The following is a 19,268-nucleotide window of genomic DNA, read 5'->3' on the forward strand; positions in this document are numbered from 1 at the left end:
AAACGCCTCACGGCGCGTCTTGCGACGCTTGTGATCGTATTCCGCTTCCGCAAAACTCAACTGATCCATAACTCCTCCTGTTCGGAGAAATTATACAGGAATCGACGAGTTATTCAGAGTATCCCTAATATCAATTATCTCAAACTTATATTTTCTTTTTAAAGAACCTAGTTGTTCGTTTACTGATGTTGATTCAGGTAATTTCAATGATTCGACAATATAAGCAGCTGGCACACCTGTAGCTGCTTGTATTTCCTTTAATGTCATCGAACCGCGGATTTCTGTGTCTTCATACTTATGAGTAGATCCAATTGATGCACCTCTGCTGGTTAAATCTTTTTCAACTGGAGTTAGCAACAGAGATAAGGCGAGCGCAATTATAGTCAATAATCCAATGATTCCCAATCCGGCCCGAAATCCTGAACCTTCGCGAGGCTGGCCGGCAACCACACTCATAACCCAGCGCCAATGCAGTAGTAGATGTATTGCAAGCAGAGAAAAGAAGACAGCTGATATCCAAAAGTGGATATCTCCCCATTCATGTCGATCAAGGCCCCATATTGTCGAATAGTGTCCACTGCCAGGAGGTAGGATATATCGCATTAGCACGCCGGTTATCGTCATTACGATAAATCCGATGAATGCGACAGCATCGATAATGAAATTAATATTAGTGCGTCTCATATGGTAATCTTCACAATTTTCATGTTAACAGTATAGCCTAACTAAAGGGCTGGCTGCTATATATGTTCAATTCTGAACGATGCTTTTGGCCGTGAGTCGCCTGTCGTGATCGGCAGCAGTCGGCCCAGAGTGTGTGAAAACCCAAGCCTGTGTTTTCACACACTCTGGGCCGTTATCTGCCGGTCAATTCAACTAATTCGAGTTGCACCACGTTCCCCAGGCAGAGCTGAAGGTCTGGCGAGCATTACTCGGCTTGTTGAGCAAGTGATTCCAAAACCGTCTATGATCTGAATAAGATGGAAGGGAACGTTTTTGATGTTCGGCGATTGCCGTTGCTCTGGCCTGTCGTGGTGTGGGCTGTGGGGTTGGCATTGGTGCGAACTGATCTGTTGGCGCCAGTTGCTGCATCGGTTGTTCTCGCTCTGTTTCTTTTGCTGCTATGGGTAATCAGAAAAAGAGCGCTGGCGGTGGTTCTGCTTGTCGCTGCGCTTTGGGGCAGTGCAGACCTTTTGATGGATGCACGCCATGTGGCGGTGGATCAAAGCTGGTTGAGCGGCACTGTCCATTTCAGTGCCACTGTTGAGAAGGTGGAGAGAAGTGGCATATCCACGCGCCTGCTGTTGGACGCGCCTGTTCGGAGTGACGGGCAATCCATCTCCGGCAAGGTGCTGCTTTACAGCTATGGTAAAGGTGAAACGATGCCCGTAGCCGGGCAGAGGATTGAAGCCACGGCGCGCTGGCGCTTGCCGCGCAACTATAAGAATCCCGGTGCTTTTGATTACAAATCGTGGTGTTTTGATAACCGGGTCGCACTGATCGGTTCGCTGCGTGGTGAGATCGAAATTATTGATGCAAACATTCCGGGGCTGGAGGCCGCGCGCCAGCGCATACGTGCGGCAATCGGAAGTGCCGAAAAAAATGAGCAGGGGGTGCTCTCTGCGCTGCTGCTGGCTGAACGTTATCGGGTAAGTGAAGCGGCGAGCCGCGCCTTCTCTGCTACTGGCACAGCGCATCTGCTGGCCATTTCAGGTATGCATGTCGGCATGGCGGCGGCATGGATGTTTGCACTGCTCTGGTGGCTGTTGACCCGGCGCGAGTCGTGGATTGTGAACCTGCGCATCCGCTCGATTGCACTGACGGGTGGGTTTGTCGCGGCTTTTGTTTACGCCATGCTGGCGGGCTGGCCTGTGCCTGCCATTCGGGCGGCAGTGATGCTGGCGGCAGCAGTATTGGCATGGCAGCTCTCAACACGTCATGAGCCGATCAATATCCTGCTGGCAGCCTTGGGGTTGATTCTGCTGGTTGATCCGGCTGCCATTGCATCACTCTCACTCTGGCTCTCTTTTGTGGCAACTGCAGCGCTGCTGTTGTGGGGGCTTCATTCGGAACGTGAAACTGAGGTTTCATGGTTGATACGTTTTAAAAAGTCACTGCGGCTGCTGCTCTGGAGTTCACTGTTGGCGATGCTGGCCACGCTACCCATGGTGGTGACAACCTTCGGTTCGCTACCGGTCTATGGCCTGCCGGCCAATCTGATACTGGTACCGCTGTTTGGTCTGTTTGTGCTGCCTGCTGCGCTTCTCGGTGAGCTGACTGCGCTGGTCGGAGTTGAGTCACTGGCGGCGCTGTTGATGCAGATCAGTGGTTTTATTGCAGGTGTCGGGGTGAAGATCATCACTGCAATCTCAGCGCTGCCGGCCGGATCGCTGAAAACAGTGGTGCCGCAGTTGTGGCTGTCGCTGCTCTATGGTGTCGGACTTACTATTGCAGGTGTGCTCTGGTGGCAGAAGAAAAGGGTTCTCTCGGCAGTTGTCGTGTCATTGTTGCTTGCCGCTTATCTGGCGGCACTGCTGCATGAGTCGGATGTGAATCAACCGACATGGGTGGTGTGGGATGTCGGGCAGGGGGCCTCCTCGACACTGTTGATGCCGGGCAGGCAGGTGATGGTGATCGATGTGCCGGGACAGGCGGGCAGCCGTTTTAACGGCGGCACAAGCGTGGCGGAGGGGTTGCGGGCAATGGGTGTGACCCATGTTGACCGGCTGGTCTTATCACATGCGCAGTCTGATCATCTCGGTGGCGCTCTCTCCTTGATCGACAGGCTGAACGATGTGGGGGAGATATGGTTGCCAGATGTTCCTTCTGCGCGAGAACAGTGGCTTGTGCGCAGGATTGTTGCGCAGGGGGCGATTCCGATCCGCTGGCTTGCACGTGCGGATCGGATTGAGAGCGATGGTTATGCTGTGGAGGTGTTGTGGCCACCGCGAGGCTTTACACCGGAAAACCGCAACAACAGCTCTCTGGTCTTAAGGGTGACGCTGGCTGGCAGCAGATCGCTGCTGCTGCCGGGTGATATTGAGCTGGAGGTTGAGGCTGAGCTGCTGCAGGGGCTCAAAGCTGTTGATCTTATGCTGATGCCGCATCATGGCAGCCGCTCCTCCAGTTCGCCTGAGTTTGTGCAAACGCTGCAGCCGGATCTTGCTATTGCCCAGACCGGAGCGGGAAACCGCTACGGCTTTCCTGATCTTGCGGTGTTATCACGTTATCGTGAAGTTGCTGCAGAGATAGCCAATACAGCCGATGGCGCTGTGCTGGTGGAGCTCTCTGAGCAGCTGCAGTGGCAGCAGTGGGCAGCAGGGCGGGAGCGCCGTCGTGAGATGGCCCTGCGCTGGTGGCTGTCGCGATAAAAGCAGCCATCGCTGACTGATTTGGCGGTATCTGGGCGATAGTGAAAACTTTTTTCACCTGTGGTGGGTGACTTCTGCCGCCAGCCTCACCATAATTGCCGCCATTCTGCAGATGGGCTGAGTGAAGGTGTGTATCTGTTGCTGAGAGGGTGATCCGGTAACATTGAGATCACAGGTGCAGTTGAATGAGCAGAAAAGAGAGATGCAGCAGCAGTTGTGACTGCCTGCGCATGGAGGCTTGAGTGATTGAATTTATCCAGCAGGGCGGCGTTGTGATGTACTTCCTGCTTGCGGCATCTGTGCTGTCGTTGACCATTATTATTGAGCGCGGCTGGAGCTTGCGCCGTTCCGTGGTGATTCCACTGGGCGAAGTGAAAAAGATTGAGACCGCGGTGCGTTCCGGTGATGTAAAGGCTGCGATGCAGACCTGTCAGGGCCACAACACGGCCATGAGTCGCATTCTCTGGGTTGCGCTGGCCAATCGCGGTGTACATCGCTCTGTGATCAAGGAGATCCTTGAGGAGTCCGGCCGTCAGGAGGTGGCCCACATGGATCGCTTTATCGGCGTATTGGGTGTGATCGCTGCGGTTTCACCACTGCTAGGCCTGCTCGGTACGGTGATCGGTATGATCGAGGTGTTTCAGCAGATCTCACTGGTGGGTGTCGGTAAAGCTGACGTGCTGGCCGGTGGTATCTCCAAGGCATTGAACACCACCGCCTTCGGTCTCTCGGTGGCGATTCCGTCGCTGGTGGCCTACCGCTTTTACGAATCCCGCGTGGACAGGTTTGTACTGGAGATCGAGCAGCATGCGCTGCGTTTTGTTGAACTGTTGAAAGGCGAACGTGCATGAAGCTTCGTCAGAAATCGCGTGCGGATTACCTGGTGGATATTACGCCACTGGTAGACGTGGTGTTTTTGATGCTGATCTTTTTCATGGTTTCCACCAGTTTCAACCTCTCATCCAGTCTCAAGCTTGATCTGCCTACCAGTAAGGCAACTGCGGCACAGAGTGAGTCCAAACAGGTGACGATTGCCATCAATGCCAAAGGTCAGCTCTATGTTCAGGATGAGATTGTGGATGATAAGGATCTTCGCAAACGCATTCTTAATGTATCCAAGGGCGATCCGAACATGCGGGTCGTGCTGCGGGCGGATTCGGATGCGCGACATAAACGGGTAGTGCTCGTGCTTGATACCCTGCGCGAGCTTGAGATGACTAAGGTCGGTATTGCAACAGTTGCAGCCGATGATGTGGAGACGCACTGATGCGTATTGTACAGAAATATGGTGGTACCTCGGTCGGGTCGCTGGAGAGGATTCGCAAAACTGCAGATATTATTTGCGGCGAGCTGGAGCGTGGTCATCAGGTGGCAGTCGTTGTCTCGGCGATGAGTGGCGAGACCAACCGTCTGCTCTCACTGGCGGCTGAAGTCTCGGATAATCCGGCCCGGCGTGAACTCGATGCACTGGTGGCAACCGGTGAGCAGGTGAGTGCTGCACTGCTGGCGATGGAGCTGCAAAAGCGTGGCGTTGCCGCCTACTCGTTTACCGGTGCTCAGGCCGGTGTCAAAACCGATAGCAGTTATGCCCGTGCTCGTATTACCGGCGTGCAGAGTGACCATCTGATTGAGCGCATGCAGCGTTTTGAGGTGCCGGTGGTAACCGGTTTTCAGGGTACTGATGAGGCTGGCAATATCACCACGCTGGGGCGTGGTGGCTCCGATACTTCAGCGGTAGCTCTGGCCATTGCCGTAGAAGCTGATGTCTGCGATATCTATACCGATGTTGATGGTATCTACACCACCGATCCGCGCATTGAGAGCAAGGCGAGCAAGATGGATCATATCTCCTATGAGGAGATGCTCGAGTTTGCCTCACTGGGGGCCAAGGTGCTGCAGACCCGCTCTGTTGAGCTGGCGATGCGTTATGATATGCCGATTCATCTGCGCTCCAGCTTTGATCTGGTGCAGGGAACAATGGTTTCGAAAGAGGATGATACGATGGAAAGAGCTGCTATTTCAGGCGTGGCCTATAATCGCGACGAAGCGAAAATTACCATTATGGAGATTCCCGATCATCCGGGCATCGCCAGCAATGTCTTTGGCCCTGTTGCTGCCGCAGGCATTAATGTTGATGTGATTGTCCAGAACGTCAGTGAAGAGGGTCATACCGACATCACCTTTACTGTGCCGCGCAGCGATTACGCACCAACCATGAAGATCATGGCCGACCTCTGCAAAGGGCTGGGCGCCAGTGGTTACAAGGGTGATAACACCGTCGCCAAGGTGTCGGTGATCGGTGTCGGTATGCGTTCACATGCCGGTGTGGCGCAGAAGATGTTTCAGGCGCTGGCGGCAGAGGGTGTGAATATCCAGATGATCACCACCAGTGAGATTAAAATTACCGTTGTCATTGAAGAGAAGTATGTCGAGCTGGCTGTGCGTGCCCTGCATGCAGCCTTCGAACTTGACCGTGCTGCCGGTGAAGGCTGATTAATCTCACCCTTGCGCTTTCCGATATAGTAGTCTATTAAAGTAAGCAGAGGAGAACCCATGCTTATATTGACACGAAAAAAAGGCGAATCGATTGCGATCGGGGATAACATTCAGATTCAGGTGCTGAACGTGAAGGGGGGACAGGTGCGTATCGGCATCGAAGCTCCACGTGAAGTCAGGGTCAACCGCGAAGAGCGCGTTGAAACTTCCGCAAACGAAACTCTCGCATCAGCTGCATAACAAACAGATCACCGCTTGCCCGCATCTCTTGCTGCGGCAGGGGTGAACTGTATCTGAAATCTGCAGGTATTTTGCCTCTCTGCAGCCCCACTATTTAAACTTACAGCGCCATCAACAGGGGCAGCTGGCCACTTTTGCAGAGTTCTGCAATAGCATCTGCTGAAAGGGTGCATGCAAGGGCTATCTGAATGGCAGCAGCGCCGCTATCCTTCAGCGCATGCGATACTCAACACTCTTTGTTCCTACTCTCCGAGATGACCCTGCCGATGCAGAGGTGGTCTCGCATAAACTACTGCTGCGCGCCGGTTTTATCCGCCGTGTCACCTCCGGTGTTTACGACTATCTGCCTGTTGGCTTGCGCGTACTGCGCAAGATCGAGGCGGTGGTTCGTGATGAGATGAATCGCGCCGGTGCCCAGGAGCTGCTGATGCCGATGGTGCAGCCGGGTGAGCTGTGGGAAAAATCGGGGCGCATGGAGAAGTATGGCCCTGAACTGCTGAAGTTTCAGGATCGCCACGATCACCAGTCATGTCTGGGGCCGACCCATGAAGAGGTGATTTGTGATCTGGTCAGCCGCGAGCTGCGCTCCTACAAGCAGCTGCCGATGAACCTCTATCAGATTCAGGCCAAATTCCGTGATGAGATCAGGCCGCGTTTCGGACTGATGCGTGGGCGTGAGTTCATCATGAAAGATGGCTACTCCTTCCATGCTGATGATGCGTCACTGACTGCCGAATACAGGAATATGTTTGAGGCCTACAACCGCATCTTCACGCGTCTGGGGCTAAAGTTCCGTCCGGTTGAAGCTGACACTGGCTCAATTGGCGGCAACAACTCGCATGAGTTCCATGTGCTGGCTGAATCAGGTGAAGATCTGATCGCCCACTGCTCGGCCTGTGATTATGCGGCCAATGTCGAGAAGGCTGTCTCTTCCCGCACTCAGCCGGAGGGCGCTGTGGCTGAGCTGGCTGAAGTGGTCACGCCGAATGTGACCAGTGCTGAAGATGTGGCCGCTTTCCTCAGTATTGATGTGGCACTGCTGGTGAAAACGCTGGTTTATCGTGTTGTCGGTGGTGAATCCGATGGTGAGATTGTGGCAGCGTGTGTGCGTGGCGATGATCAGCTACAGGAGATCAAGCTGGCCCATGCTGTGGATGCCGACTCGCTGGAACTGGCAACTGATGAGGAGATCAAGGCGGTTGGCGGTGTGACCGGTTTTGTTGGTCCGAAAGATTTGCAGTGCAGGGTGTTTGTCGACAACAGTCTGACCGGAGCGCTCGGTTTGGTGGCAGGTGCCAACTGTCGTGACACTCATCTGACTGGGGTGGATGTCGAGCGTGATCTCGATGGTATTAGCTTTGCCGATCTGCGTGAAACCCGCGCCGGTGATCTCTGTGGCCGCTGTGGCGGTGCTATTGAACTCTCGCGTGGCATTGAAGTGGGACACATCTTTGAGCTGGGCAGGCGCTACTCCGAGCCGATGGAGGTGATGTTCCAGGATCCTAATGGCAAGCGAGCCGTGGCTACGATGGGCTGTTACGGCATCGGCATTTCACGATTGATGGCTGCGATTGTTGAGCAGTGTAATGATGACGCAGGCATTGCATGGCCTGTTGATATGGCACCGTTTCAGGTTGCCTTGATCACCATGGGTAAATCTGATGAGGTGAACGAAGCCTCTGAATCGATCTACCGTCAGCTGCAGGATGCCGGTATCGATGTGCTCTGGGATGAGCGCAAAGTCGGACCGGGCGTGAAATTTAAGGATGCTGAGTTGATCGGGTTACCACTGCAGGTGGTGGTCGCAGATCGCGGCTTGGCAGATGGCGTTGCCGAGATCGGCCTGCGCGGCGGTGATCGCATCACAGTAAATCTGAGCGATACCGTCAGTCAAACCATCGAGATATTGAACAGCGCCAGAGCGAAGGGAGCCTCTAGCTGAACTCTGACGGCCTCAAACGCTTACTGGGCGGGGTATCCCCCAAAGCCCTGCTTGCCGGTGTGATGGTCGCCTGTTTTCTCGTATCCGTTCCGATATGGCTGACCAGCAGCCCGGAGGACAGGCAACATCTGGCCCAGACTGCGGTGAAGAAGATGGTGGAGAAGAATGTTGATCTGCTTGATTTCAAACCGGAAGAGAAAGAGGAGCTGCGTAACATGCTCAAGCCGGAAGAGCCCGCCAGGCAGCCGGACTTTGAACAGACGGTATGGGTAAAAGATATCATTCAGACCATTCAACCATGGGTCTCTGATGAGAGTGAGGCCGAAGCGATTGCCCGCTGGGTTTATGTCTACAGCAAACGCTCTAACCTCTCTCCTGAACTGGTGCTGGGTGTGATTGCCGTGGAGTCGCGCTTTGATCATTTTGCAGTCAGTAATGTCGGTGCCATCGGTTTGATGCAGGTGATGCCCTTCTGGAAAGATGAGCTGGGTCAGCAGAAAGATAACCTGCTGGAGATCGAAACCAACATCCGCTACGGCTGTGCCATTCTTCGTATCTACATCAATCGCTACAAAACACTTAGCCGCGCACTGGGTGCCTATAATGGTTCACTGGGCAAGATGAAATATCCGAATAAAGTTTTTGATAGCATGAAAAAATTCAAGGCCACCGATTTCGGTATCTAGCTCTCCCTTTTCAAGTTGCCTTTTTACGTTTGCATTCGTAAATGCTGCTTATGTATCGAATATCTGCTACACTAATCACATAGGAAGAAAGGTGGCTGTTATGGATGTGTCGCCATGGAGAATTGAGTGGTCAGATGAGCTGAGCATGTCAAATGCAGAGATCGATGCTGAGCACCGGAACTTCATCAGACTGGTCAATGAACTAAATAGTGAAATCATGAGCCAGCAGCGGGATAAGGCTGTTGTTGAGCGCATCATGAAGCAGATGCTGGACGATGCTATTGCCCACTTCGCACATGAGGAGCGGCTATTTATCGAAAAGTTGTACCCTGCCAGGGAAGAGCACGCACAACTTCATGCCGAGCTCATCAGCAAGTTCAGGCAGGCACTGGAAGAGATCCACGCTACCGAGTTCAGCCGCCTATGGATTGAAACAGGTCTGGAGATCAGAAGCCTGCTGATTAACCATGTGTTGTTTGAGGACACGCAATACATCGAATATCTACGAGCTGAGTAAGTCAATATACTGAGACTGTTTCTAACTGTTAACGGATAGCCTGTTGTAGAACGTCACTGAACATCTCATAGGTCAGGCGCTTGGTCTGGGTGTTGTAGCGGGAGCAGTGGTAGGAGTCGATGAGTCTGCGGCCATCGGGCAGCAGATGATCTGCGGCGTGCCCGAATTCGAGCGCATTCAATTTTAATCCATAAACACGCAAAACAGCGTCATGTGCAAGTTTACCCAGCGCAAGAAGGGAGCACGTTTCTGGAAGATTGTTGATCTCCTCATTCAGGTAAGGAAGGCAGTTTTTAACCTCAGCGGCTGTTGGCGCATTTTGTGGTGGCAGACATTTTACTGCATTGGTGATGCGAACACCGAAGAGTTTTAAGCCATCGTCTGCATGTGTTGATTCAGGTGCCGATGCGAAGCCGAGATCAAACAGGGTCTGATAGAGAAGTTCGCCGGAGGCATCACCGGTAAATGGTCTGCCTGTTTTGTTGGCGCCATGCAGACCCGGCGCAAGACCAATGATAAGTAGCTTTGGATTTGCATCTCCGAAAGCGGGGACCGGTGCGGCATGATAAGTCGGTTGATCTCTCTTTGTTTGCTTTAGGCAGGAGACAAGCCGGGGGCATTTTCGACAGCTGGGGCTGAATTCAGCCACGCTGTCGCAGCTTCTCTGCCAGCAGTCGCAGGGCGCGACCACGATGGGAAACCGATGCCTTCTCCTCCGGTGTGGAGTCGGCAAAGGCTTTGCCAAGCTCGGGCGAGTAGAAGAGCGGGTCATACCCGAAACCTGTGTTGCCTGATAACGCGCAAAGAATGGAGCCATCAACGCTCCCTTCTGCTGTTAAGGGGGACGAGGAGTCAGGGAAGGCAAGGTGAAGGGCGCAGACGAAATGGGCTGTGCGCGTTTCGATGCCGTTCAGGTCAGCGAGTAGCTTTATATTGTTCTCGGCATCTGTGGCATCTTCACCGGCAAAGCGGGCGGAGTAGATACCCGGTGCGCCTTTAAGTGCATCAACACAGAGGCCCGAGTCATCAGCCAGTGCCGGTCTGCCATTGGCTCTGGCAAAGGCTTCCGCTTTTTTCCTGGCGTTGCCGGCAAAGCTGTCGGCATCCTCAACCACATCAACAGATATGGTGTTTTCAGGGGTTACAAGCTCGATGCCCAGGGCACCCAGAATCGTCTGAATCTCGGCGCGCTTCTTCTTATTGTTGCTGGCAACGACGATTTTCATCAGCAGTTGCTCATCAGACGTTTGCAACCGCCTGCTTCTGAATCTCAGCCAGATCAGCGATACCTTTATCGGCCAGCACCTTCAGCTGCATGAACTGATCCCAGTGCAGTGGTTTATCCTCGGCGGTGGCCTGCACCTCGATCACACCACCGGCTGGCGTCATGATAAAGTTGGCATCCATCTCAGCTTGTGAATCTTCCGAATACTGAAGATCGAGCAGTGCCTGCCCCTCCACAAAACCGCAGCTTACTGCTGCCAGCTGATCCATCACCGGATCCTCTGTGAGTGTGCCATCAGCAAGCAGTTTGTTTATCGCAATGCGCATGGCGACCCATGAGCCGGTAATGGCTGCCGTGCGGGTGCCACCATCGGCCTGCAGTACATCACAGTCGATACTGATCGAGCGGGGGCCGAGCAGATCAAGATCGACAACAGCACGCAGTGAGCGACCAATCAGACGCTGGATCTCTACAGTGCGGCCACCCTGTTTGCCGCGTGCAGCTTCGCGACCGCCACGGGTATGGGTGGCACGCGGCAGCATGCCGTATTCAGCGGTGACCCAGCCCTTCTCGGTGTTTCTCAGAAATGGAGGCTGCTTCTCCTCCACACTTGCTGTGCACAATACACGGGTATGGCCGAATGAGATCAGGGCGCAACCCTCCGCATAGCGGTTGAATGCGGTGTCGATAGAGATGGGGCGGAGCTCATCCGCCTGACGAGTGTCACGCATATCGGATCCTTGTGGAGCTTATTTGTTTTCCAGCCACGTCTTGATATCAGCAGCGGCTTTTCCGCCGGCAACCATGCGGCCATCGCCGGCGATCAGGGCAGGTGTGCCGTTGATGTTCAACTTCTGGGCCAGTGCAGCGATCGCATCAAGCGGCGTATCGCAGGTGGCTGCTTCAGGGGTGAAGTTTTCCAGCATCACCTTCTGCAGCATCTTGTGCTGATCCTTGCTGCACCAGATAGCTGCTGACTTAGCGCGGGCGTTGGGATGCAGCTGCACCAGTGGATAGAGGAAGGTATAGACCTTAACACCTTCAAGTATTTTCAGCTCCTCTTCCAGTTTGCGGCAGTAGGGGCAATCGGGGTCGGTGAAGATAGCCAGCTCCAGCTTGGCATTTTTGTCACCGGAGAGCACCGCTTTATCCAGCGGCAGGCTGGACCAGTCGATGCGGTTGATCTCCTCTTTGCGTGCACTGGTCAGGTTCTTTTTAGCGGCGGTGTCGATGATGCTGGCACCAAGTACAAAGTAGTCTCCTTTGGCATCAGAGTAGTAGATGTTTCTGCCACTGCGCACCTCAAACAGCCCCTTGATCGGGGTTTTGCGCACCTCGTCCACCTGCTCAACGCGCAGCAGTTCAGCTGAATGTTTTGAGATGGCGTCGATATCGGCTTTGGCTGAACCGGCTGTAGCCAGCCCCGGCATCACCAGCAAGAGTAGAAGAAGAACAGATCGCATAAAACCTCCGGAAATATAAACTGTTTGAATCATGATTTATTAATACTGAACGTGAAGGGGGGCGTTTTGCGCCTCTGGGAGCAGGCTTTTAAGCAGCTGATCAGAATAGGCTTTGCTGCTCCAGTCGCGCGGGCCTCTGTGCAGCTGACTGATCTCGCCATTGGCGTCGATAATGATGGTGGTCGGCAGCGCCTGAGCACCAAGTTTGCGTGCCTGATTCTCATCTGTAAGCAGCAGCGGCATGTTGATGCCGGCCTCATTCAGGAAGGCAGTGGCGTTGGCAGCTTTTTGATCCAGAGAGACAGAGAGTGTATTGACCTGCGGATGACTGCTGACCCACTGCGCAAAGGCGGGCATCTCTTCCCTGCATGAGGGGCACCATGAGGCCCAGAAGTGGATGAGTACCGGTTTACCTTTGAGTGAATCCAGAGCAAAGGTACTGCCACTCTCATCCATCCATTTAAACTCGGCCGCATGGATTGGTGTCCATGCCAACAGTGCAACAATCAGCACTGTAATCCAACGCATCATAAGACTCTCCTTTTCTGCAACAGCTGCCGCAAGCGCCCGAATCTTGCAGATAAGGGTGCACTACGCCATCATTCCGCGCCATGCGAAAAGTACTTGCTCTGTTTCTGACTGCAACACTGTTGTGTGTCAGCTCTGTTCCTGCGTTAGCGGAAGCTGCAAGTTGTCTGGGGCCTGAGCTTGTCGCCAGCATGACGATGGGTGATGAGCATGAAGGTCACCATGATGGCGGGCTTGAAGCGGTTCATCTTGGCCATGATCACCGCACAGGGCTGCAGGGTGACTGGCAGAAAGATCGCATTGAGTGCGGCTGCGGCTGCCACAACAGTATCGATTCGCTGCCGCATCTTCTGGCACCGCACAATATCGATACCGCCCTGTTCCAGATGGGTGTCGACTCCGTTGCAGCCACTACGCCTTTTGAACCTGTGCTGCTCTACAGAACGGCTCGCATTCCTGTTCCGCCTCCACAACTGATCTCCTGATTTCCTAAATTCCGAACGCCATCTTTTTGATGGCCTGTTTGCGTCTGCTGCAGGGCACTCTGTGTCCATCCGGCTGCGCCCAGAAATCATGAAATTAATTTGGAGAGAATAATGAAAATCGCAAAATCTTTGGCCATCGCGAGCGCGCTGGCTCTATCCGCTGTTGGCATGGCCCAGCAGTCCTCTGCCAGTGAGTGCGGCCTCTCATGCTGTATCGCTGCCGGTGTCGATGGTATCGGTTCAGCAACAGGGCTGACCGTTTCACTGCAGTACGACACGATGCTGATGAAAACCAACAAACAGGGCACAACCAAGATCAGTCCACAGCAGATTATCAGCAATAATCTGGCTGGCCGTGCCAACGGCTCGATGTATGCCGTATCCAGCAAGATGACCATGCAGAAGATTGTCGCCAACATGGCCTATCGTATGGATGAGGATAATGCATTCCTGTTGACTGTGCCGTATATCATCAATGATATGGAGATGATGATGGGCATGAAGATGCCAGCGGGAATCCGCTACTCAACATCTAACATGGACACCATTCAGGGCCTTGGTGACGTTACCGCCATGTATCTGCGCGATGTCTACAAGGATGCCGATATCCGTACGCGTGAGCGTCTGACACTTGGTCTGGGTATTAAAGCACCAACAGGCAAATCCAAGGCACGTAATGCAAGGGGTGATCTGGTGCATATGATGATGCAGGCAGGCACCAACTCATGGGATGGGTTCCTTGTGGCCAATGGTACGTTTGCATTTGGTGAGCATGAGGATGGCGGCGCGCAGTTCCTGCTCTCTCCATCTGCCAGTTATCATATTACCAGCCGCAACGACCTTGGTTACAAGGTGGGTGATCGGTTGAATGCCGACCTTTCAGGCCGTTATCGCATCACCTCCAAGTTTAATGTTAAACTGGATGTGAATAGCGTCTACTCACAGAAAGATAGCACCGATGGCACAATTGATCTGGCTTCCGGCAAGGTTGCCTATCAGAATGTAAATGGCAATGTGCTCGACAATGTGGCCAACACCGGCCTGGCTTCCGTTTTCATCTCACCCGGCTTCCAGTGGATTGCTGCTGATGGACTGATTCTCAGTGGTGAGTATCGTATGCCTGTCTATCAGAATGTAAGAGGCATTCAGCAGGTTACCGATCACTGGTTCTTCCTGCGTGCGACCACTTACTTCTAAGGGCGCTCTGAAATATTCAGGGTGTTCCTCAATAAAAAGGAGTGACTATATGAGCAATGATCAATTTTCTGAACAGCGACGCGCCATGTTGAAAGGGGCTGGAGCTCTTGGTGCCACTGCTCTGGCAGCGACCACTCTTGGCAGCAGCGCGCTGGCAGCAGGCATGGAGGGACATCATCACCATGTGGCTGGTGGTAAACATCTGGAGCTGGCCAAATCACTGCACCACTGTGTGGCAACCGCAGAGGCCTGTATCGACCACTGTCTTGATTCGTTCAAGGCGGGCGACACGGCGCTGGCAGATTGCGCGATCAGTGTGCAGGAGACGATGGCCTTCTGTACCGCTCATGCCAAACTGGCTTCATATAACTCAAAATATCTGAAGGCCATGATTGAGCTTGGTATTGAAGTGTGTGGCGATTGTGAGACGCAGTGCCGCAAGCATGATAAACACCCTGAATGCAAGGCTTGTGCAGATGCGTGCGCGGCATGCATCAAAGCGTGCAAAGCTTACACCGCATAAAACCGGGATGGCGGGGTAGTGTTGTGCTGCCCCGTCATACCACTTTATCGAGAGGATAATATGAAAATGAAAGCTCTATTACTTGCAGTGCTGCTGCTTTTTATCCCGTCACTGGCAGCCGCTGAGATCAGCGTCGAAGATGCCTGGGTACGTATGCCGCCACCGGTTGCTGATACGGCAGCAGGTTATCTCACTTTGAAAAATAGTGGTGAGAAGGATGTCGAGGTGGTTGCTGTTGAATCTTCAGCGGCAGCCAAGCCTGAGTTCCATAGTATGTCGATGCATGATGGTATGATGCATATGATGAAGATGGATAAGGTGGTTGTACCTGCCCATGGAGAGCTGCGTTTTGAGACCGGTGGCAATCATCTGATGCTGACCGAGCTCACCGGCACGCTGAATGCCGGTGACCATGTGATGATGACAATTACATTCTCTGACGGAAGCTCAGTGATGGTGCATGCCGAAGTGCGTGATATGCGCAGTCAGGATAGTGGCGGATATGATGACCACGGCGGCAGCCACGGTGAACATCACGGTCACTGAATAAGCCAGGGCAGCGCACACCTTAAATAGCCTTAACCGGCCCTGAAGCGCTACGGATTGATGGCGGAGATTACGATTTGATGTAATCTCCGCCATATCTGTTTTTACACCAATTTTTAAATATGACGGAGGCAATATGAGATCTGTGATTCGGCTTATCATCTGCCTCTCTCTGTTGACTCTGACAGCCTGTGAATTTGACCGCCATGAGATGCATCAGGCGCGTCAGAACCTCTCCTACACGACTAAGCTGCACCATCTGCATATGCTGGTGAACCACTCACTGCAGATGGCCACCCAGGGTGCAGATATGAACCTTCAGGGCGTTGAACATGGCCCGGCCATGTTGGTGAAGGCCTCCGGGCTGCTTGAGCGCGCCATGAGCGGGCCTGAGATGGCGCGCATGCATAAATATGGCAGTGGCAACAAACCTCTGATGAAGATGACTCAGGAGCTTGCCGACAAGTCTGCCGTTCTGATTGAAGCGATGAAGGGGATCTCGACCAAAACCGCTGATAAAGATGCCATTCGTATGCTTAACCATGCCGTTGAGGTGGCTGCAACAGGCAGCTCCCTGATTATGCTGGGCCAGCAGGGTATGGCAGGTGATATTGATGCGGTGATGGTTAATCATGGTCAGCTGATGCTTGGTGAGGCTTCCGGGCTTCTGCATGACACCACCGGAGCGCCGGAGTACAGGCTTCTGGTCAGTGGTGTGGTGCAGATGCTGATCGGTATTCCCGATATGCCGATCGATAGTGAAGATGGCGACAGTAAGTAACGGTTTCAGGGAGTAAACATGGCTTCGTTCTTTTCCAGATTAAAAAGCGGTCTCTCCCGCAGTCGTGATGCACTCTCGCAACTGGTGCCCGGTGGCTCTGTGGATGCCCTCTCGGAAGAGGAGTGGCTCGATATCGAAGATGGATTGATTATGGCTGATTGCGGCGGAGAGCTGGCCGGTGAACTTGTACACAAAGCAAGAAAGCGTCGCGGTGGTTCAGTGCAGGCACTGAAAGAGTCGATGATCTCCATGCTGCCTGAGGTTAAAGCGGTAAACATGCCAGAGAGCGGCCCGTTTGTGCTGCTGGTGGTTGGTGTAAATGGCACTGGCAAAACCACAACCATTGGTAAAATTGCAACGATGTTCCGCCAGCAGGGCAGGTCGGTACTGGTGGGTGCGGCTGATACCTTCCGCGCGGCAGCCGTTGAGCAGCTGGCTGTATGGGTGGAGCGCGCCGGTGCGGAGATGGTACGCCAGCATGAGGGGGCTGATCCGGCTGCTGTTGCCTTTGATACCATCCAGCGCGGTGTGGCGCGTAACTATGATGTGGTGATCATCGATACTGCCGGACGGGTGCAGACCGATCGCGGTCTGATGGATGAGTTGGCCAAGGTGCGACGTGTGATCACCAAGGCCTATCCTGAGGCGCCGCATGAGGTGTGGCAGGTGGTGGATGGCGGCACAGGCCAGAATGCTGTCATGCAGGTGGATAAGTTCCGTGAAGTGGCCGGAACATCCGGGCTGGTTGTTACCAAACTCGATGGCTCGGGTAAGGGTGGCATTGTGTTGCAGCTCTCACACCGCTTTGGCCTGCCGATTCGTTATGTCGGTGTGGGTGAATCTCTTGAAGATCTGATGGCATTTGATGGTGAGGCATTTGTTACCAGCCTGCTTCCTGAACAACCCGAATAGATAAGAGGATAAGCGCCGCTCATCTTCGGTGTCATGGAGATTAAGTATCAGTGGCTGCGCGAAGATTGATATTTCTGTTATGGTTTGCATATGAATGAAATTGTCACAAAAACCTGGTTCTCTCCCTCCAAGATCCCTTCCGGGGATCGCCTGATTCCGTTTATCTCGCGTGAGAAACCGCTCATGATCCGTTTTCCGGCGCTGTTTTCAGCGCGGCTGGTTGAAGATCACATCAACTGGTTGAAAGAGGAGTTGCCCGAGCATTACGAGGTTGTCGATGCCGGCTCCACCAGCATGTTTCACCGTATTACCATTGCCCAGCTTATCTCTGAAGATGAGGTGATGGCGGTGGCTGATGCGCTGGTCGCAGCAGCGATACGTTTTGCCAGAGATGCCACCGAGCTTGCCTACAGGGTTGCCGAGGCCAATGGCATTGAGGCGGATGCGTTGGCAGAGCACATGTTTACACTGGATCATAGCCCTGAGGGGTGGGATCTGTTTCCACATGGTAAGCATCTTCGCTGCAGCGATCTTGAAAGCGGACAGGAGGTCGAGATATCGCTGGCCGGGAACGGTTTTGCGATGCTTGATGCGGAGTTTTTCTGCCGTTATCTCGAAACGACGCCCGGCTTTGAGCTGCCAGAACAGTTCCTTGATCCTGCTGCCGATATGGAGCGGGCGTTCGATATTCTTGAACGAAATGGCAAGTTCAGAGGCGGTTGATTGCTATCGGGCAGATGGATCGACGTCGTTAAAGGCGATGCTCTGTGCATCAGGCTTGAGTAAACGCACCGCATCAAGTGATCTGTTGTTGTCGATCAGTGTTGAGCTGGCATCCAGATCGACCTGTATATCGAACTCTTCTTCGAGCATGGCCTCCAGATAGTCGTAGTCGATGTCGCGATCGGCACTGACCACTTTGATTGAATGATCGTTGCTGCTGTGTCGCGATGGCAGATAGATCGAGCCGTTATTGTAATCGACCGCAAAGGCGATGATACCCGGCACAATAAAGAAGAGCAGACCGATACCGTCTGCTACGGCGATCTTGATATCCACCTCATTGGAGTGGCGCTGCCCGATGCGTTCAGGATAAAAGAGCGTGCCGCAGGCGGAGAGATTCAGGAGCAGGACAAGGGCAATAGTCAGGCTGGTCAGCTTCTTCATTCGGTCACCTCCACTGCTTGTGCTGGTCTGTGAGTAGAAAGCGAAACGCTTCAGCGGTCAAGTCTGTTTGGTTTCATCCGCGCTCTGACTGGTCTATGCTTTTAATATGAACAGAGAAACTCAGCCGCAGCGTCTGGAAGATTCCGTTCCTTTGCGGGCGGTGTTTGTCCGCTTTATTGTCTCATTCGGCATCATGGGGGGGGTTGCTGTTCGGCGCTGCCGGAACCATGAGCTGGCCCGAGGCGTGGGCCTATCTTGCAGTGCAGTTCTGCTGTTCGAGCTACATGACCATCTGGCTGCAGCGTCATGATCCGGCACTGCTGAAGAGCCGCATGAGCTATTTCAAGCCGGGCATCTCTGCCCGGGATAAACTCTTTGGTGCTCTGCTTGCCCTCTTCTATATCCCGTTTCTGATGCTGCCGGGGCTGGATGCGGTGCGATTCGGCTGGTCGGATGTGCCTTGGCCGCTGGAGTTTGTCGGGCTGTTGGCTGTGGTGGTGGGCATGTGGCTGATTCTGCTGGTGATGCAGGTCAATAGCTTTGCCTCTCCGATTGTAGAGGTGCAGCGCGAGCGTGATCATCAGGTGATCGATTCCGGCCCCTATGCCTGTGTACGCCATCCGATGTACACAGGTTTTGTTGCGATCATGTTTGCAATCCCGCTGGCGCTGGGTTCGCTCTGGGGTTTTGTGCCAGCACTGCTGATGGCGCTGTCTCTGAGCATCCGTATCCGGCTTGAGGAGCAGATGCTTAACGATGAGCTGGAGGGTTACAGTGATTACTGCCTGCGGGTGCGGTTTCGTCTGGTTCCCGGGTTATGGTAGTGTCCATATAGACTCGTCGAACGGTCTAAGCCGGTTATATGACTCGATTGTCCGAAACTGGTAAAAGTGGTCATTTAATAGATTGATATCAGTTGATTCTAAATGGTCAATGGAGGAGAAAAGTATGGATGAGTTAACAAAGCAGGCCTTTCTTAATGCTGCAAAAGATTGGCTATGCAGTCCATGTTCAGCTGAAGTTCACTATATTGCTATGCGAGATGGTGAGCAGGTGACGCTGTTAGGGATGCTCTGAATAACCCCTGATTATTTTTCCTCGCCCCTGTTTCGAGCGCGAATTTTGGCAAACTTGCTTATTTATCCCCCGATCATCGCCTGATTGGCTTTGATCGGGTGGTTTATCCGTT

At 53.4% G+C, this 19,268-nt stretch carries 25 protein-coding genes; 18 read left to right on the forward strand and 7 right to left on the reverse strand.

From position 1 onward, the window contains the following. Nucleotides 1-90 precede the first annotated feature (90 nt). Nucleotides 91-684: a DUF4405 domain-containing protein gene (locus F3F93_RS12145; protein WP_176959466.1), complete on the reverse strand. Its 594-nt coding sequence runs from the start codon at nucleotides 682-684 to the stop codon at nucleotides 91-93. 296 nt (nucleotides 685-980) lie between these two features. On the opposite strand from F3F93_RS12145, the gene F3F93_RS12150 reads away from it, so the two are divergent. The 8 genes from F3F93_RS12150 (at nucleotide 981) to F3F93_RS12185 (ending at nucleotide 9,252) form a co-directional block, all read left to right on the forward strand. Next, the gene (locus F3F93_RS12150) at nucleotides 981-3,371 is read left to right on the forward strand and encodes a DNA internalization-related competence protein ComEC/Rec2 (protein WP_176959467.1); all 2,391 of its coding nucleotides are present in this window, start codon (nucleotides 981-983) and stop codon (nucleotides 3,369-3,371) included. 242 nt (nucleotides 3,372-3,613) lie between these two features. Next, nucleotides 3,614-4,222 (forward strand): MotA/TolQ/ExbB proton channel family protein, encoded by a 609-nt coding sequence (locus tag F3F93_RS12510; RefSeq protein WP_176959468.1) that lies wholly within the window; start codon nucleotides 3,614-3,616, stop codon nucleotides 4,220-4,222. Beyond that, on the forward strand, nucleotides 4,219-4,638 hold the full coding sequence (locus tag F3F93_RS12160) for a biopolymer transporter ExbD (protein WP_176959469.1): 420 nt from the start codon (nucleotides 4,219-4,221) through the stop codon (nucleotides 4,636-4,638). Before F3F93_RS12510 ends, F3F93_RS12160 begins: the two co-directional genes overlap by 4 nt. Next, nucleotides 4,638-5,864, forward strand: a complete 1,227-nt coding sequence (locus F3F93_RS12165) for an aspartate kinase (protein ID WP_176959470.1) — start codon at nucleotides 4,638-4,640, stop codon at nucleotides 5,862-5,864. Before F3F93_RS12160 ends, F3F93_RS12165 begins: the two co-directional genes overlap by 1 nt. A 60-nt stretch (nucleotides 5,865-5,924) precedes the next feature. Continuing rightward, the gene (gene csrA, locus F3F93_RS12170; protein WP_176959471.1) at nucleotides 5,925-6,107 is read left to right on the forward strand and encodes a carbon storage regulator CsrA; all 183 of its coding nucleotides are present in this window, start codon (nucleotides 5,925-5,927) and stop codon (nucleotides 6,105-6,107) included. A 217-nt stretch (nucleotides 6,108-6,324) separates the two neighbouring features. Continuing rightward, nucleotides 6,325-8,049: a proline--tRNA ligase gene (locus tag F3F93_RS12175; protein WP_176959472.1), complete on the forward strand. Its 1,725-nt coding sequence runs from the start codon at nucleotides 6,325-6,327 to the stop codon at nucleotides 8,047-8,049. A gap of 62 nt (nucleotides 8,050-8,111) precedes the next feature. Continuing rightward, nucleotides 8,112-8,735 carry a lytic transglycosylase domain-containing protein gene (locus F3F93_RS12180; RefSeq protein ID WP_176959489.1) on the forward strand — a complete coding sequence of 208 codons (624 nt, stop codon included), beginning with the start codon at nucleotides 8,112-8,114 and terminating at the stop codon, nucleotides 8,733-8,735. Nucleotides 8,736-8,835: 100 nt separating this feature from the next. Beyond that, a complete protein-coding gene (locus F3F93_RS12185) occupies nucleotides 8,836-9,252 on the forward strand; it encodes a bacteriohemerythrin (protein ID WP_277816559.1) in 417 nt (138 codons plus the stop codon). Nucleotides 9,253-9,280: 28 nt separating this feature from the next. Here F3F93_RS12185 and F3F93_RS12190 read toward each other — a convergent pair whose 3' ends face one another. The 5 genes from F3F93_RS12190 to F3F93_RS12210 are packed head-to-tail and all read right to left on the reverse strand — an operon-like array spanning nucleotide 9,281 to nucleotide 12,471. Further along, a complete protein-coding gene (locus F3F93_RS12190) occupies nucleotides 9,281-9,901 on the reverse strand; it encodes a uracil-DNA glycosylase (protein WP_176959474.1) in 621 nt (206 codons plus the stop codon). After that, entirely contained in the window at nucleotides 9,894-10,478 is a 585-nt protein-coding gene (gene rdgB, locus F3F93_RS12195) for an RdgB/HAM1 family non-canonical purine NTP pyrophosphatase (protein WP_176959475.1), read from the reverse strand. Before rdgB ends, F3F93_RS12190 begins: the two co-directional genes overlap by 8 nt. Nucleotides 10,479-10,491: 13 nt before the next feature. After that, complete coding sequence (rph, locus tag F3F93_RS12200; protein ID WP_176959476.1) at nucleotides 10,492-11,208, reverse strand: ribonuclease PH; 717 nt, start codon at nucleotides 11,206-11,208, stop codon at nucleotides 10,492-10,494. An 18-nt stretch (nucleotides 11,209-11,226) separates the two neighbouring features. Beyond that, nucleotides 11,227-11,940, reverse strand: a complete 714-nt coding sequence (locus F3F93_RS12205) for a DsbC family protein (RefSeq protein ID WP_176959477.1) — start codon at nucleotides 11,938-11,940, stop codon at nucleotides 11,227-11,229. A gap of 39 nt (nucleotides 11,941-11,979) precedes the next feature. Continuing rightward, the gene (locus F3F93_RS12210) at nucleotides 11,980-12,471 is read right to left on the reverse strand and encodes a TlpA disulfide reductase family protein (RefSeq protein ID WP_176959478.1); all 492 of its coding nucleotides are present in this window, start codon (nucleotides 12,469-12,471) and stop codon (nucleotides 11,980-11,982) included. Between the two features lie 80 nt (nucleotides 12,472-12,551). On the opposite strand from F3F93_RS12210, the gene F3F93_RS12215 reads away from it, so the two are divergent. The 7 genes from F3F93_RS12215 (at nucleotide 12,552) to F3F93_RS12245 (ending at nucleotide 17,635) form a co-directional block, all read left to right on the forward strand. Continuing rightward, nucleotides 12,552-12,953, forward strand: a complete 402-nt coding sequence (locus tag F3F93_RS12215; protein WP_176959479.1) for a hypothetical protein — start codon at nucleotides 12,552-12,554, stop codon at nucleotides 12,951-12,953. 111 nt (nucleotides 12,954-13,064) lie between these two features. After that, complete coding sequence (locus F3F93_RS12220; protein ID WP_176959480.1) at nucleotides 13,065-14,150, forward strand: hypothetical protein; 1,086 nt, start codon at nucleotides 13,065-13,067, stop codon at nucleotides 14,148-14,150. A gap of 49 nt (nucleotides 14,151-14,199) precedes the next feature. After that, nucleotides 14,200-14,673: a Csp1 family four helix bundle copper storage protein gene (locus F3F93_RS12225; RefSeq protein ID WP_176959481.1), complete on the forward strand. Its 474-nt coding sequence runs from the start codon at nucleotides 14,200-14,202 to the stop codon at nucleotides 14,671-14,673. A gap of 66 nt (nucleotides 14,674-14,739) precedes the next feature. Then, nucleotides 14,740-15,219 carry a copper chaperone PCu(A)C gene (locus F3F93_RS12230; RefSeq protein WP_176959482.1) on the forward strand — a complete coding sequence of 160 codons (480 nt, stop codon included), beginning with the start codon at nucleotides 14,740-14,742 and terminating at the stop codon, nucleotides 15,217-15,219. Between the two features lie 136 nt (nucleotides 15,220-15,355). Then, nucleotides 15,356-16,000 carry a hypothetical protein gene (locus F3F93_RS12235; protein ID WP_176959483.1) on the forward strand — a complete coding sequence of 215 codons (645 nt, stop codon included), beginning with the start codon at nucleotides 15,356-15,358 and terminating at the stop codon, nucleotides 15,998-16,000. An 18-nt stretch (nucleotides 16,001-16,018) separates the two neighbouring features. Continuing rightward, nucleotides 16,019-16,912, forward strand: coding sequence for a signal recognition particle-docking protein FtsY (gene ftsY, locus F3F93_RS12240; protein WP_176959484.1), 894 nt, complete (start codon nucleotides 16,019-16,021; stop codon nucleotides 16,910-16,912). A gap of 90 nt (nucleotides 16,913-17,002) precedes the next feature. Continuing rightward, nucleotides 17,003-17,635 carry a hypothetical protein gene (locus F3F93_RS12245; protein WP_176959485.1) on the forward strand — a complete coding sequence of 211 codons (633 nt, stop codon included), beginning with the start codon at nucleotides 17,003-17,005 and terminating at the stop codon, nucleotides 17,633-17,635. A gap of 3 nt (nucleotides 17,636-17,638) precedes the next feature. Here F3F93_RS12245 and F3F93_RS12250 read toward each other — a convergent pair whose 3' ends face one another. Continuing rightward, nucleotides 17,639-18,079 carry a hypothetical protein gene (locus tag F3F93_RS12250; RefSeq protein ID WP_176959486.1) on the reverse strand — a complete coding sequence of 147 codons (441 nt, stop codon included), beginning with the start codon at nucleotides 18,077-18,079 and terminating at the stop codon, nucleotides 17,639-17,641. A 106-nt stretch (nucleotides 18,080-18,185) separates the two neighbouring features. Between F3F93_RS12250 and F3F93_RS12255 the strand changes: the two genes are divergently transcribed. The 3 genes from F3F93_RS12255 (at nucleotide 18,186) to F3F93_RS12675 (ending at nucleotide 19,156) form a co-directional block, all read left to right on the forward strand. Next, nucleotides 18,186-18,389, forward strand: a complete 204-nt coding sequence (locus F3F93_RS12255) for a hypothetical protein (RefSeq protein ID WP_176959487.1) — start codon at nucleotides 18,186-18,188, stop codon at nucleotides 18,387-18,389. Next, complete coding sequence (locus tag F3F93_RS12260; protein ID WP_176959488.1) at nucleotides 18,364-18,903, forward strand: isoprenylcysteine carboxylmethyltransferase family protein; 540 nt, start codon at nucleotides 18,364-18,366, stop codon at nucleotides 18,901-18,903. The genes F3F93_RS12255 and F3F93_RS12260 overlap by 26 nt, the downstream gene beginning before the upstream one ends. Nucleotides 18,904-19,027: 124 nt before the next feature. Then, on the forward strand, nucleotides 19,028-19,156 hold the full coding sequence (locus F3F93_RS12675; RefSeq protein ID WP_277816560.1) for a hypothetical protein: 129 nt from the start codon (nucleotides 19,028-19,030) through the stop codon (nucleotides 19,154-19,156). The last annotated feature ends 112 nt before the right edge of the window (nucleotides 19,157-19,268 follow it).

Source organism: Mariprofundus sp. KV (genome assembly GCF_013387475.1).
Lineage (GTDB): Bacteria > Pseudomonadota > Zetaproteobacteria > Mariprofundales > Mariprofundaceae > Mariprofundus.

Coding starts and splice junctions, on each gene's coding strand:
- F3F93_RS12150 (WP_176959467.1), top strand. CDS start 981: ATGGAAGGGAACGTTTTTGATGTTCGGCGATTGCCGTTGCTCTGGCCT.
- F3F93_RS12180 (WP_176959489.1), top strand. CDS start 8,112: ATGGTCGCCTGTTTTCTCGTATCCGTTCCGATATGGCTGACCAGCAGC.
- rph (WP_176959476.1), bottom strand. CDS start 11,208: ATGCGTGACACTCGTCAGGCGGATGAGCTCCGCCCCATCTCTATCGAC.
- F3F93_RS12215 (WP_176959479.1), top strand. CDS start 12,552: ATGCGAAAAGTACTTGCTCTGTTTCTGACTGCAACACTGTTGTGTGTC.
- F3F93_RS12225 (WP_176959481.1), top strand. CDS start 14,200: ATGAGCAATGATCAATTTTCTGAACAGCGACGCGCCATGTTGAAAGGG.
- F3F93_RS12185 (WP_277816559.1), top strand. CDS start 8,836: ATGGATGTGTCGCCATGGAGAATTGAGTGGTCAGATGAGCTGAGCATG.
- F3F93_RS12145 (WP_176959466.1), bottom strand. CDS start 684: ATGAGACGCACTAATATTAATTTCATTATCGATGCTGTCGCATTCATC.
- rdgB (WP_176959475.1), bottom strand. CDS start 10,478: ATGAAAATCGTCGTTGCCAGCAACAATAAGAAGAAGCGCGCCGAGATT.
- F3F93_RS12250 (WP_176959486.1), bottom strand. CDS start 18,079: ATGAAGAAGCTGACCAGCCTGACTATTGCCCTTGTCCTGCTCCTGAAT.
- F3F93_RS12675 (WP_277816560.1), top strand. CDS start 19,028: ATGGATGAGTTAACAAAGCAGGCCTTTCTTAATGCTGCAAAAGATTGG.
- csrA (WP_176959471.1), top strand. CDS start 5,925: ATGCTTATATTGACACGAAAAAAAGGCGAATCGATTGCGATCGGGGAT.
- F3F93_RS12230 (WP_176959482.1), top strand. CDS start 14,740: ATGAAAGCTCTATTACTTGCAGTGCTGCTGCTTTTTATCCCGTCACTG.
- F3F93_RS12175 (WP_176959472.1), top strand. CDS start 6,325: ATGCGATACTCAACACTCTTTGTTCCTACTCTCCGAGATGACCCTGCC.
- ftsY (WP_176959484.1), top strand. CDS start 16,019: ATGGCTTCGTTCTTTTCCAGATTAAAAAGCGGTCTCTCCCGCAGTCGT.
- F3F93_RS12255 (WP_176959487.1), top strand. CDS start 18,186: ATGAACAGAGAAACTCAGCCGCAGCGTCTGGAAGATTCCGTTCCTTTG.
- F3F93_RS12260 (WP_176959488.1), top strand. CDS start 18,364: ATGACCATCTGGCTGCAGCGTCATGATCCGGCACTGCTGAAGAGCCGC.
- F3F93_RS12235 (WP_176959483.1), top strand. CDS start 15,356: ATGAGATCTGTGATTCGGCTTATCATCTGCCTCTCTCTGTTGACTCTG.
- F3F93_RS12210 (WP_176959478.1), bottom strand. CDS start 12,471: ATGATGCGTTGGATTACAGTGCTGATTGTTGCACTGTTGGCATGGACA.
- F3F93_RS12165 (WP_176959470.1), top strand. CDS start 4,638: ATGCGTATTGTACAGAAATATGGTGGTACCTCGGTCGGGTCGCTGGAG.
- F3F93_RS12205 (WP_176959477.1), bottom strand. CDS start 11,940: ATGCGATCTGTTCTTCTTCTACTCTTGCTGGTGATGCCGGGGCTGGCT.
- F3F93_RS12220 (WP_176959480.1), top strand. CDS start 13,065: ATGAAAATCGCAAAATCTTTGGCCATCGCGAGCGCGCTGGCTCTATCC.
- F3F93_RS12160 (WP_176959469.1), top strand. CDS start 4,219: ATGAAGCTTCGTCAGAAATCGCGTGCGGATTACCTGGTGGATATTACG.
- F3F93_RS12245 (WP_176959485.1), top strand. CDS start 17,003: ATGAATGAAATTGTCACAAAAACCTGGTTCTCTCCCTCCAAGATCCCT.